Annotated in this window: 12 protein-coding genes; 6 read left to right on the plus strand and 6 right to left on the minus strand. The window is 52.4% G+C overall.

Features of this window, described 5'->3' with window-relative positions:
- Window positions 1-17: 17 nt before the first annotated feature.
- On the plus strand, window positions 18-917 hold the full coding sequence (locus ACJJIP_RS08625; RefSeq protein ID WP_282953325.1) for an NAD(P)/FAD-dependent oxidoreductase: 900 nt from the start codon (window positions 18-20) through the stop codon (window positions 915-917).
- Window positions 918-1,038: 121 nt separating this feature from the next.
- Here the strand turns inward: ACJJIP_RS08625 and ACJJIP_RS08630 are convergent, their stop codons facing one another.
- The 4 genes from ACJJIP_RS08630 to ACJJIP_RS08645 form a co-directional block, all read right to left on the minus strand.
- Window positions 1,039-2,424 carry an L-serine ammonia-lyase gene (locus ACJJIP_RS08630; protein WP_353376309.1) on the minus strand — a complete coding sequence of 462 codons (1,386 nt, stop codon included), beginning with the start codon at window positions 2,422-2,424 and terminating at the stop codon, window positions 1,039-1,041.
- Between the two features lie 187 nt (window positions 2,425-2,611).
- Complete coding sequence (gene cmoB / locus ACJJIP_RS08635; protein WP_444946668.1) at window positions 2,612-3,589, minus strand: tRNA 5-methoxyuridine(34)/uridine 5-oxyacetic acid(34) synthase CmoB; 978 nt, start codon at window positions 3,587-3,589, stop codon at window positions 2,612-2,614.
- A gap of 6 nt (window positions 3,590-3,595) precedes the next feature.
- A complete protein-coding gene (gene cmoA / locus ACJJIP_RS08640; RefSeq protein ID WP_353376307.1) occupies window positions 3,596-4,339 on the minus strand; it encodes a carboxy-S-adenosyl-L-methionine synthase CmoA in 744 nt (247 codons plus the stop codon).
- A 119-nt stretch (window positions 4,340-4,458) separates the two neighbouring features.
- Window positions 4,459-7,368, minus strand: coding sequence for an insulinase family protein (locus ACJJIP_RS08645; protein WP_444946669.1), 2,910 nt, complete (start codon window positions 7,366-7,368; stop codon window positions 4,459-4,461).
- A gap of 175 nt (window positions 7,369-7,543) precedes the next feature.
- On the opposite strand from ACJJIP_RS08645, the gene ACJJIP_RS08650 reads away from it, so the two are divergent.
- From ACJJIP_RS08650 to ACJJIP_RS08660, 3 genes are read left to right on the plus strand one after another with little or no spacing between them, the layout of a single operon-like run.
- Complete coding sequence (locus tag ACJJIP_RS08650) at window positions 7,544-8,275, plus strand: DUF599 domain-containing protein (protein WP_444946670.1); 732 nt, start codon at window positions 7,544-7,546, stop codon at window positions 8,273-8,275.
- Window positions 8,262-8,600, plus strand: a complete 339-nt coding sequence (locus ACJJIP_RS08655) for a nucleotide pyrophosphohydrolase (protein WP_444946671.1) — start codon at window positions 8,262-8,264, stop codon at window positions 8,598-8,600. Before ACJJIP_RS08650 ends, ACJJIP_RS08655 begins: the two co-directional genes overlap by 14 nt.
- Window positions 8,590-9,384, plus strand: a complete 795-nt coding sequence (locus tag ACJJIP_RS08660; protein ID WP_444946672.1) for a methyltransferase domain-containing protein — start codon at window positions 8,590-8,592, stop codon at window positions 9,382-9,384. The genes ACJJIP_RS08655 and ACJJIP_RS08660 overlap by 11 nt, the downstream gene beginning before the upstream one ends.
- On the opposite strand, the gene ACJJIP_RS08665 is transcribed toward ACJJIP_RS08660, so the two are convergent.
- The gene (locus tag ACJJIP_RS08665) at window positions 9,385-9,912 is read right to left on the minus strand and encodes a DnaJ domain-containing protein (protein ID WP_282953331.1); all 528 of its coding nucleotides are present in this window, start codon (window positions 9,910-9,912) and stop codon (window positions 9,385-9,387) included.
- 164 nt (window positions 9,913-10,076) lie between these two features.
- Here ACJJIP_RS08665 and msrA point away from each other — a divergent pair, with 164 nt between their 5' ends.
- A complete protein-coding gene (gene msrA / locus ACJJIP_RS08670) occupies window positions 10,077-10,700 on the plus strand; it encodes a peptide-methionine (S)-S-oxide reductase MsrA (protein ID WP_020413015.1) in 624 nt (207 codons plus the stop codon).
- 325 nt (window positions 10,701-11,025) lie between these two features.
- Window positions 11,026-11,766, plus strand: a complete 741-nt coding sequence (locus ACJJIP_RS08675) for a YopT-type cysteine protease domain-containing protein (RefSeq protein WP_444946673.1) — start codon at window positions 11,026-11,028, stop codon at window positions 11,764-11,766.
- Window positions 11,767-11,917: 151 nt separating this feature from the next.
- On the opposite strand, the gene ACJJIP_RS08680 is transcribed toward ACJJIP_RS08675, so the two are convergent.
- Window positions 11,918-12,751, minus strand: coding sequence for a sulfurtransferase (locus tag ACJJIP_RS08680; RefSeq protein ID WP_444946674.1), 834 nt, complete (start codon window positions 12,749-12,751; stop codon window positions 11,918-11,920).
- Window positions 12,752-12,790 lie beyond the last annotated feature (39 nt).

The raw sequence follows: 12,790 nt of genomic DNA on the forward strand, positions 1-12,790 counted from the left end.
ATGATTGGGAGGTGACCATGGATATCGATGTTTTGATTGTTGGCGGTAGTTTTGCAGGTTTGTCTGCCGCGATGCAGCTTGTTCGTGGGCGGCGTAAAGTAGTGGTGTTGGATACAAACCAACCACGCAATCGCTTTGCTCGTGCGTCTCACGGTGTATTTGGTTTGGATGGAAAAAGCCCCGCCGAGATTCGGGCTACCGCACTATCCCAGCTTGCGCTCTATCCCGGTTTTCAGCTGGTTGAGGATGCGGCTGTAGGTGTTGAGAAATTGCGAGGCGGGTTTGAGGTAGCGGCAGAGAGTGATGCCGTTTACCGCGCAAAGAAACTGATTCTTGCCAGTGGTATCACAGACCAGTTGCCAGATCTTCCAGGTGTAAAAGAGTTCTGGGGTAAAAGCGTTATTCACTGCCCCTATTGCCATGGTTATGAGCTAAGTGATCGCCCCTTGGGTGTGTTTGCGACCAGTGAATTGTCTTTTCATCAGGCGGCAATGATTCCAGATTGGGGGGCGACAACCCTTTTTACTCAGGGGCAATTCAACCCAGAGGGAGAAGTACTGGGGCACTTGATTGATCGAGGTGTAGTACTAGAGGAGACACCGATTACCAATTTGCTGGGAGCAAAAGGGCAGTTGCAAGCTGTCTTGTTAGCTGATGGGAGGGAAATACCTCTGGAGGGTCTTTATGTTTCTCCAAAGGCTATGCTGGCTTCGCCGCTTATAAGAATGCTGGATTTAGCACTGGAAGACTCTCTAGTTGGCAGTATTGTGAAAGTTGATGCTTTTAAAGAAAGTTCTGTTAATGGGGTGTTTGTTGCGGGGGACCTGTCCAACCCAATGCAGAGCGGAACATTTGCGATCGCGTCCGGTACTATGGCTGGTGTCGCTGCACATCGTTCACTGATATTTAATAACTAGTAAATGCACCGTGTGAGAGTTATCAAAATCCCTTATTTCTAGGTGGGAGCAATGGGCTAAGAGCTGATGTAGGGGGAGTTGTGTTGTGGCCGAGGCAGTTACTTGCCCCGGCCTTAAAAACTCAGCAGTTAACCGCGTTTACAGCGAGCCCTCCGAGAGAGGTTTCCTTGTATTTGCTTTGCATATCGATACCGGTCTGGCGCATGGTTTCAATCACACTGTCGAGTGGAACTATATGGGCACCATCACCGCGCAGAGCCAGGCGTGCTCCATTGATGGCTTTTACTGCACCCATGGTATTGCGCTCAATACAGGGTACTTGTACCAGTCCGCCAATAGGGTCGCAGGTGAGCCCTAGGTTGTGCTCCATACCGATCTCGGCGGCGTTTTCAATTTGCTGATTAGTACCGCCTTCTACTGCTGCCAGCCCTGCAGATGCCATGGAGCAGGCTACGCCGATCTCTCCCTGGCAGCCGACTTCAGCAGCGGAAATAGAAGCATTCTTTTTAAATAGCATGCCAATGGCGCCAGCGGTGAGCAGGAATTTTACTACCTGGTCTTTCAGCTCTCCGTGAATATCCGGGTTGTGTACGAACTCTACGTAATAGGCAATTACCGCGGGAATAACACCGGCAGCTCCGTTAGTGGGGGCGGTCACGATACGTCCGCGTGCAGCATTCTCTTCGTTTACGGCCAGGGCGAACAGGCTGACCCAATCGAGGATAGCGAGGCCGTGGTTGCGTTCTTCCGGGCTCTGCTTATTCAATTCACGATAGAGTTCGGCTGCACGGCGGCGTACATTCAGGCCTCCGGGTAGGATTCCGTCCTGGTGGCAGCCTCGCTTGATAGAAGCGTCCATGACTTTCCAGATATTCCACAGGCGATCTTTTACTTCCTGCTCACTGCGAAAGGCTTTCTCGTTTTCCATTGCCAGTTCGGCAATGGTCCAGCCGTGCTGCTCGCAGGTTTTCATTAATTGCTCAGCATTGCTGAAATCATAGGGAAGCAGGGTGGCTATCTCTTCTTTGTGAGCAAAATCTTCCTCGGACAGTACAAAGCCACCGCCAATGGAAAAATAGCTGCGCTCGAACAGTAGTTCAGATCCGGAATATGCCTGGCAGGTCATCCCGTTTGAGTGTTGCGGCAGGAACTCTTCCATATGGAAGACCAGGTCACGTTCGCGAACGAATTCGATATTGTGGTCATTGTTTAGCACAAGGGTGCGATCACTCTGTATCGCAGCCATCTTGTCTTCGATGCTATCCACATCAATCGTATCTGGAGCCTGCCCCAGAAGGCCCATCAGTACGGCCATATCAGTACCATGGCCCACACCGGTTAGCGCCAGGGAGCCATACAGGTGCACCTGTACACGATCAGTGCTGGCTAGCTGGGAGCGAGAGCGCAGATCCTGCACAAACTGGCGGGCGGCGACCATAGGGCCCACAGTGTGGGAACTGGAAGGGCCGACACCAATTTTGAAGAGTTCAAAAACACTAATGCTCATAAATTTTCTCTGCGCTGGGCTGTCTACTTTCACAGCCCTCCCTTAAGGATATAGTTGCACCAATTGGGGGCGCACTTTGCCTTACAAGGCGCAACAATCAAGGTGGCAGCCAGCATTCCGTACAAAATTCTATTTGTTACGGATTTTGCGGAATTTATGATCTTCCTGATTCGTAGCGTAAGAGAAGCTACGGCGCTTCCGCGACCAGAACGGCACGTTTGGGCGCGGGGTGACCTTCGATGGTTTTATCTGGTGATTGTGGGTCCAGGAAATCCTCCAGTGATTCAAAATGCATCCAGTCAGTGCGGCGCTGTTCCTCCTGGCTGGTGACATTTAGGTCCACTGTTCTTGGATTGCGGAATCCGCATTTGCGCAACCAGCTTTCCAGGGTGGCGCAACTGGGGAAAAACCAAACATTGCGCATTTTTGCATAGCGGCCCTCCGGCACCAGGCAATCCCCCAGGCCACCATCGATCACCAGAGTTTCCAAAACTAACTGGCCTCCGGGGCGCAAGGTTTCCCGGAGCTCGCGCAGATGGTCCATGGGTGAGCGGCGGTGATAGAGCACGCCCATAGAGAAAGTGGTATCGAAGGCTCGTAAATTGGATGGCAGGGCTTCAATACCCAGGGGCAACAGGTCTACCGGTTTTTCTTTGCCGAGGTATTTTTTCAGGGCATAAAACTGGGCAACAAATTTTGCCGATGGATCTATGCCGATCACGCGCCGGGCGCCAGCACCATAAGAGCGCCAGCAATGGTAGCCGTTGCCGCATCCCACATCCAGTACCAATCTATTTTCCATAGGGGCCAGATGGGGTAATACGCGATCCCATTTCCAATCTGAGCGCCATTCGGTATCAATAGGCAGGCCAAAAATTTCCCATGGGCCCTTGCGCCAGGGGTGTAGTTTTCTCAGTTCCTGTTCCAGTAACTGCAGTTGTTCAGAGCTTGCATCACTGGCGCTGCCAATGCGGACGCTTTTCACAAGCTCTATATCTGAGGGTTTGATATCCGGTAAGGCTTCCATGGCTGCGCGCCAGTCGGGCAGGTCACCCCAGCGATGGGGGCTCAGGTTTTCGGCCACCTGATCGGGTAGCTGCGCGAGCCAGGAGCGCAGATCAGGGATATGTTGCAGGCCTTGGTAGAGTTGGGAGTAGTCGATCACGGGTACTTACTTTTCGGGGCTGCCTTTAATGGCAATGAGTGAGGCGAAATTAAAACACTGGAACCAGACATCAACACTGGTAAAGCCGACGTTCTTTAGCCGCTTGCGATGGGTATCCAGAGTTTCCGGGATCAGCACATTTTCCAGGGCTGAGCGCTTTTGGGCAATTTCCAATGCACTGTAACCGTTGGCAGCCTTGAAGGAATGATGCAGTTCAATCATTAATTCATTATGGGCTTTATCGGCGAAGTCCACTTTTTCTGAAATAATCAGGATGCCGCCGGGGCGTAGACCATCGTGAATTTTTCTTAGGATCTCCTCGCGCTCTTCCACCGGTATAAACTGCAAGGTGAAATTGAGTACGACTACAGATGCGTTTTCAATAATGACGTTTTGCAGGTTGTCGCAGATAAGCTGTACAGGTATTTCGCCGCTATCGGCTTCGAGCACGGTGCGCGCCTGATCTGTCATGGCTTTGGAGTTATCTACGGCAATAATTTCGCAATCTGCTGCGGGGATGCGGTGACGCATGGCTAAGGTTGCGGCGCATAAAGAGCTGCCGAGATCGTAACAGCGGCTGCCTGCCTGGGCATAGCGCTCAGCCAAGGTGCCGATCATGGCGACGATGGTGGTATAGCCCGGAACCGAGCGCTTAATCATATCGGGAAATACTTGCACTACCTGGCGATCGAACTCAAAACCGGCTACCTGGCCCAGAGGACTCGCGTAAATATTGTCGTGTTTACTCATCTGAATTTCGCTGAAGGGTTACTGCGATTAACAGGCAGGCTTGGGGCCTGCCGGATGCGCGTCGGCTGCGGGATCTATCCCCGGCAATAACTTTACCGGGGATAGAGCACAGGACTCTGTCAGAGTTTTTCTTCCTGCAAGTTGAGGTTTGCTGCGGCAGCCTGGCCTTGGGGACCTGTCACTACAGCGGTACTCGCCTTGCTCTGGTCCAGATAAGTGGCGCCCACTCGCTGAAGATCCTGCAAGGTCACTTCTGTTACCTGTTTGCGGAATTGCTGGCGTACTGCGTGGGTTCGACCGTAAAGGCCCGAGTGGAAGTTCTTCTTGGCTTCGCCGGCGGGGGAGCCTGGCTTGTCCAGTCCGCCGACGACACCGAGAACGGCTTCTTCAACCTGTTCTTCCTTGTGTTTTTCTTCAGCCAGCCACTGTAGAGAGGCATCGAAGTCTTGCAGAGTTTCTCCCATACGTGGATCGCGATAGGAATAAAAGCGAAACACTCCAATATTGCTGTCGTGTGCCGCGCCGCCGCCGTAGGCGCCGCCCTGTTCGCGGATGGTGCGGTGCAGGAAGCCATTGCGGAGGAAGCCACTCAGAACAGACAGTGGTGCCGCGTCCGGGTGTGACATGGGCACAGTTGGGTAGGCCTTGGCACAGAAATTCACCTGGCTGTTGGCAATCCAAAGTTCCTCAACCCGCTTTTGTTCGAAAGGTGCTTCCGGATTTGCCGCGGTGGTACTGGGGTTGGAAGTGAGTGGCGACAGCGCTTGGCTGAAGCTGTCAATTTTATCTTCTTCACCTACCAGCAGGAATTGACGTGGTGCAGCCAGGATCTTTTGGTGAATAGCCTGGAACTGCGCGGTAAGTTTCTGCAGGCCTTCCTCTTTGTCCAGGTTGGCGACCAGTGCTTTTAAGTCGCGCAGGCCCAGCAGGCCGCCTGTGGCATGACTTTCCCAGGCGGCGCGGTTAAAGCCGGCACTCGCTGCGGCCATTGCCAGGGCATGACCATTACCAACTACGCCCTGCTCGCGGCGGGCCAGGGTCTGTAGTAATAATTCCTTGATGCGGGCATGCTCGTCGAAGCGGACCTGCTCCATGGTGGCCTGCATTAGTTCAGTCAGCTCCTCCTGGTTGCGCGATAACGCCTTGCCGGACAGGATAAAGTGGCCGGAAAGATGATCGAGGTTATCAATGGCAGTGCGGCTGCTGGTGAAACCATGTAAGGCTCCGGCTACGCGTGTCTGCCACTGTTGTACTTCCAGATAGTCCTTGTCTCCCAGGCCAACTTCACTCAGTACTTGGCAGTAGTAAGGCAGTAACTGTTTTTCTTCTTCAGTGAACTCCGGCAGTGCGCTGACCATCTGTTGGTAGACCAGGCCATTGGTGCCGGCGCTGTAGCGGGTTAATGTCTGGTTGCCGAGAGAGGTTTGTTCTCCCTCTACATCTGGCAGTTCTGCCGGAATATCCTCGATGCCAACTTTTGGCAGAATAGAAGCGTCGTCTTCACGATTTTGCCGGTCGGCCAGGGCCTTGGCGGTTTCGACAATTTGCTCCCTGTCTTTTTCATTGAGGCGGGATTTGATCTGCGCCAGCTGGTCTTTTTCCGCCTGCTCCCGGCGTTCAGCCAGTTGGTCGTCAGGGCTCATTACCAGACGCACACGGTGTTGATTATCCAGCAGCAGTTCGCGGGTTTTGTCGGCGATAAACCTGGGATCTTTAATCTGCTCGCGCAGTTTTTCCAAAGTGGCATCAATGTTTAACAGGCCGATGGGGTCGCCGCGGTGGGTGGCGCCAGTGAGGGCCGTGAGGATTAGCTGCAGGCCGTAGGGGTAGCCGTCGCCACCAATCTCGCGCTGTTGCAGCTCTAGTTGGTGCAGGCTGGCGGCAACCTGTTCGTAGGGAATCCCTTTTTCCGCAACTTCCTGCAGCACTGCCAGTACTTGCTTTTCCAGTTCGTCGGCGCTCTCGCGCTCGCTGCCTTCAATACCGCAGACAAAGACCAGCTCGCGTTGGGAATCGTCCAGGCCTACAAGCGGGGATGGGGAAGTACCCAGGTCGGTAGTTTCCAGCAGCTTCATCAGTGGGGAGGCGCTATTGTCTAGTAGCACACCTGCAAGTAGATGAGCAGTAAGGGCTTCTTCCAAGTCGGTGACGTCACCCAGCAGCCAGCTCAGGACAATATGGGTTTTACCCTGCAGTGCCTCTCCGTTCAGCGGATAGTGCTCCTCAACTTTGAGCGGCGCCTGGTAACGGTCCTCGCGCCCAACGGCAATCGTTTTTTCCAGCTGGTCGAACTTGTGCAGGGCCTTTTCTTCGAACGCTGCCTGGTGCTCTGCGGCGGGAATATCGCCAAAGGTCATAAAGATGGCATTGCTCGGGTGATAATGGCTGCGGTAAAAGGCCACCAGCTGCTCGTAACTGAGCTTGGGAATATCAGTAGGTTCACCACCGGAGTTATAGTGGTAAGTGGAAGTAGGGAACAGGTATTTACTCAGCGTATGCCACAGCTGTGAACTGACAGAACTCATGGCGCCTTTCATTTCATTAAACACTACGCCCTTGTAAACAAGTTCACTTTTGGGATTATCTGCCTCGGCAAACTCCAGGCGATGTCCCTCCTGGGCAAAATCCAGTGGGTCCAGGCGCGCAAAAAATACAGCATCCAGGTAGACATCCAGTAGATTGTCAAAATCCTTGCGGTTCTGGCTGGCAAAGGGGTAGGCGGTCCAGTCGGAACTGGTAAAGGCGTTCATAAACGTGTTGAGCGAACGCCGGATCATCATAAAGAACGGGTCCCGCACCGGGTACTTGTCACTGCCGCACAATGCGGTGTGCTCAAGGATATGTGCCACACCGGTGGAGTCTTCCGGCACAGTGCGCAAGGCGACCAGGAAAACATTTTCCGGGTTGTCTGCGGCGATATGTAAGTGCTGTGCACCGGTAGTATTGTGGCGGTATTCCTCGACTCGCACGCCGAGAGAATCGATTTCTGCGCTGGTAACCAGTTTGAATGCAGGATGTGAGTTGCTCAAAAGACAGCTCCCTGGAGTTATAGGAAATTTTCTAGCCAGCCTCTGTCGCTGGCGAAAGGGCGCTATTCTACCGCTTGCACACACCGGAAAGACAGTGTTGACAAGGATGCCAGCAAGGCGAAGACTTCGCCTTCCAAAGCCCCGGCATAAATGTAGACGAACAGGGAGATAGAGGTTGTCCTGGTTGGATTTCGCCAGCGTCACTGGCTTTTTTATTACTTGGGTCGGCTACACCATATTTGCGCGAAAAAAAGCCAAGGAAACCTGGTGCCTGACGTCCTCGCTGCAATGGTACCGGGTGGAGTGGATGCTGCGCATGCTTGACAGGGATATGCGTATGGCCGACACGGCGATCATGAGTAACCTGGAGCGGGTGATTGGCTTCTTCGCTTCTACCAGTATCCTGATCCTGGCGGGTTTGGTAACAGCCCTAACCGCAAATAAGGCCGCTATCGAAGTGATTACGAGCCTGCCTTTTGCTGAGCCAACCTCCGTCGAGCAGTTTGAGCTCAAGGTGATGCTGCTGATCCTGATTTTTATCTATGCCTTTTTTAATTTCACCTGGTCTTTGCGCCAGTACTCCTTTGCCAACGTCCTGATTGGCGCTGCGCCGCCGCCGGAAACCGGTGATCTCTCTGAGGAAGAGCGCCGCAGATTTGCGATCAGCATTGCCAAGGTGATCGATCACGCGGGCCACAGTTACAATTACGGCCTGCGTTCCTATTACTTTTCTATGTCAGTGTTGAGCTGGTTTATCCATCCGCTGCTCTTTATTGCGAGTTACCTCTTTGTGGTCTGCGTACTGTATCGGCGTGAGTTCTTGTCCAAGGCACTGAACTCCATTTTGGCAGCGCGTGAGGGCGGTCTGGAACGTCAGCAGAGGAAGAAATTTGATGACCCATCGTGAAATCCTGGCGGCCTTCGACGCAGTGGCCGAAGCGCGCGGTTGGCAACCGTTACATTCTCCTAAAAACCTGGCAATGGCACTGTCGGTAGAGGTTGCTGAGCTTGGGCGATGTTTTCAGTGGAAAGATAACAGCGAAATACAGGCTCTGATGCAAACTGAAGGTTCGATGGGGATCGCCGCGGAGCTTGCGGACATCCAGATGTATCTCATCAAGCTGGCTGCGGTATTGGGGGTGGATTTGGATGCCGCCCTACGCGACAAAATTGATGAGAATCGTCGCCGCTGTGAGATAGCTTTGTGTAATGAGGAAGCCGATGAGCGCTAGTCGTTTTAGCGATCGCAACTTTGATGACCTGGCACACCGTTTTCGCAACCGTATCTATGGGGGGCTCAAGGGGGATATTCGCCTGGCGGTGCTGAACAGGGATCTGGCGCCGCTGCTCAATGGAAGGTCAGACTCTTTAAAAGTGGTGGATGCCGGTGGTGGCCAGGGGCATTTCGCTATGGATCTGGCGCAGGCTGGACACAGGGTTTTCCTGGCCGATATTTCTGCACAGATGCTAGAGCATGCCGCAGCTGAGGTCGAAGAGCGACAACTGCAAAAGCAGGTGACACTCCTGCATAAGCCGTTACAGGCATTGCCTGAACAGGCAGAGCTGCGCGAGGCGGACCTGGTGATCTGCCATGCAGTGCTGGAGTGGCTGGAAGAACCGCAGCAGGCGCTGCAGCATTTGCGCCGATTGCTGAAGCCCGGCGGATACCTGTCACTGACATTTTACAATCGCCGTGCGCTGGAGTTTCGCCTGCTGCAGCGCGGTAGCTTTCGCCAGCTTGAACGCAACATTGGAGAGGACTACTGGGGAGGGCATCCGGGCAGTCTCACCCCGCAAAACCCCTTGTTATCAGAGTGGGTGGAGGGGTGGTTGGGAGAAGTTGGCTTTGATGTTAAGTGTCACAGTGGCATTCGCTGTTTCCACGATTTTATGACGCCCTCAATTCGAGAAAAATTGCCAGCGGCGGCGATTGTGCAAAAGGAGCTGGAGTACTCTCAGCTCGACCCATATCGGCAGCTGGCTCGCTATATACACTTCCTCTGCAGGGTGCCCTGATTACAAAATACGCAACAATAACTCTTTGGCGGCGTTTACCCGGGATGCCAAGTAGTCATTGCCGCCACGATCCGGGTGTAATTTCTGAATCAGCTTACGGTGTGCGCCAATAATTTCATCTTTTCCCGCATTGGCGCTCACTCCCAGGATTCGCCGGGCTTCATGCTCGGTGAGAGGTGGGCCCTGATCCTTTTGAGCTGCTTTTTGACCCTGCCAGTTTTCCTCGCCCTGTTGTTGATTTTGTTGCTGTCGGTTGCGGGAATATCGCTCAAAGAACGGTGCCATCCAGGGCAATAAACGGGTGAGTTGGTTAAGCAGGCGGCCGAGCACCGGCAGGATCAGAAGCACAGCGGCGCCAACCCAGTGCAGGCGGCCACTCAGTGCGAGTAAAACGACGACTACCGCAGCCGCTAAAACTGTGGCCAGAAAAATCTGCTTGCGCTTGTTTTCAGGTGAGCTGGCCTTGATTTTCTGCCATGCATACCAGACTCCAATCAAGATAAGCAGTAGTAAGATTAAGCGTGCCAATGGCGACTCCTTTTATTGTTGATCTGCCAATTTTTAACTCAGTGATCAAATATCTCTCTGACCTGTTTGATCACTGGGTTAAACTGGCCTAAGTATGGCTCTGGGCGGATTAGCAGCTTATGGCTATCCTGTTTGAAGAAAATTTCAGCACTTGAGATAACAGTATGCAATACGACAAATTCCAGATACCGGATGCGGATCAGATTTTGCCTGGTCGGCCGCAGCCGATGGAAATCACTGGCGTCCACTTCGTTAATGGTAACTCTATCAAAGAGCCGTTCCCGGAAGATATGGAAGTTGCCATGTTTGGTATGGGCTGTTTCTGGGGCGCCGAACGTATATTTTGGGAAACTGATGGTGTTTTTGCCACCGCCGTTGGTTACTCCGACGGGGCGACAGAAAACCCGAATTACGACGAGGTATGCAGCGGGCGCACCGGGCACGCTGAAGTGGTTAAGGTGGTTTACGATCCCAAGGTTGTCAGCTATGCGGAGCTTCTAAAGCTGTTTTGGGACATGCATGATCCAACCCAGGGTATGCGCCAGGGTAATGACATTGGTTCCCAGTATCGCTCATGCATATTCTGCACCAGTGAAGAGCAGAAGAAAGAAGCAGAGGCCAGCAGGGATGCCGTGCAGGCGGCGCTGGATGAAAAACAGCGTGGCGAGGTGACTACTGAGATCAGCATGGCGCAGCCGTTTTATTACGCTGAGGAGTATCACCAGCAGTATATGGCGAAAAATAAGGAAGCGATTTGTCCGATCCTGCGCAATCCAATGCACGATTAGACCCCATATTGAATCAGTAATAGGTGGCATGAAAAGTGCCGCCTATTTTTTGATGTGATTTACGTCCCCCCTCATTTCCCTGCCTTTATAAAAACCCTCCCAATAAACGTTCCGGTGCTCAAATACTGCCAGTACTTTCCTTAAAAAATCAATTAAGACCAAAACCTAAAAAAATACGCTCAGGATCTAAAGCGGAAGGCTATGCGCTCTCGTAAAGTCTGGCTCATGACATGAGCTACAAGAGAGCCTCATCTCCACTGGAAGGTAGGTGTATCACTCGTGTTTGTCATGATTAATAAACTATCCATTCAGGAGGAATACTGTTATGGGGGTTGATCGTATAGCCAAGCGTAACAATGGTGTAAAAACCTGGGGCTTCTCCCAGTCCTCACCACGGGCTTATATTCATTATTTCAGATTTGGTAAGTTTGGAATTTGCGCATCTCTAGCTGCGCACTGGATAAAGACCAACGCACTGGACGATAAAAGTTTGCCGGATAAATTAGGCTTAACTCCCCGGGTCCATAATGCTGGTGCTTTTAGTTTTCGCACATATCGGTCCCTAAATATTGGCGAGCTAATAAAGGTGGGGCGGGATTTTCGTACCTGGACTTATGGAGGTGGTAGACAGGGATTAAATATCGAAAACTGGCTAATAAATCAGGGTTTGCATAAAGAAGATCGCTGGAGTTCAAGTGCAATTGCTGTTGCATTGAACAATATGGTTGTTATTCAACCGGGCCAGCCAGTACCTCCAGTTCAGCCAATTCCGCCAATTAATACGAGCCTGGTAAATGCGCTGCGCAGTTTACGAGATGCGTATGGATATATTACTTTCTCTGGCCGCAGAGCAGGGCACGCTGTTGCAGCCTGGGTTGCAGATGACAGGGTGAACTCTGATATAGGTGCGCTCTTTTTCGATCCAAACTATGGAGAGTACCGTTTTGCGACAAAAGGAGACTTCCTTAACTTTTTCGATGCGTATTACCGGCATGCCTATATGCGTGGTTGGATACAATTTCGTAGTGATTGGTCTGTTGATGCCTACATCAACAGGGTGTGGTGACGCTTTGAGTGATTGTTGCCATTGAATAGGTGTGAGGGTAGATATAGCTGCCCTCACAGCAATGTATTTTCCGGCAACACTCCGGGACTAGGGTCCCCATTTACCGCCTTCCTTCGCACCTGGACCGGATAGGTAAACACGAGCGACTCACTCATTGTTGGTGCGCACACCAGTCGCTCCAGCTGCCGGGATAGAGCAGAGAATCTTTTCGACCGGCCAGGTATTGCCCAAAGAAATTCACGCAGGCAGTGACACCGGAACCACAATAGTTAAGCAGCGGTTTACCTTCTCCCAGACTGCCAAACTGAGCTTGCAGTTCCTTAGTTGACTTTACTTTTCCGGTATTTTTGTCCGTGACATTCTGCCAGGGTTGATTGATAGCTGAAGGGATATGACCGGCTATAGAATCAATGGGCTCCTGAATCCCGTTGAAACGCTGGCTATCCCGCGCATCAACAAGCTGCCATGACGCGCCGTTTAAACCTTCCTTGACCGCCTCATAGTGCACCAACAGATTTTCTTTGGGTCTTGCAGTAAAGGTTCCAGATTTCGGGGCAATGGGTTTAATGGTGCTAAGCGCCTCTCCAGCATCAAGCCAAGCCTTCAGCCCCCCATTTAGGATGCTGACAGGCTTGTGACCAAAAAAATAAAACAGGAACCAGGCTCGCGCGGCGAAACCCAGCCGGTTGTCATCATAGACGATGACAGGTGTATCGTCATTGATACCAAGGCTGCGGGCATATTCCTGGAACTGGCCGCTGGTGGGCATGGGATGCCGCCCGCCAAAACGTTGCGTTGGGGCTGAGAGATCCCGGTGTAGACTGGCGTAGTGGGCCCCAGGAATATGTCCCGCAGCGTAATCTCGAGCACCACTCTCCGGGTCAGCCAGCTCATAACGGCAGTCAAGGATTACGGGGTCAGAACTTTTTTGAAGTGTTACCAGGTCAGCTACTTCAATCAGTGCAGTATTGTCATCCGTTTGCATCTGCTCAATTCCCTTGGTTTGCCTGACTCCAGGTTGGCA

Source organism: Microbulbifer variabilis, from assembly GCF_052467165.1.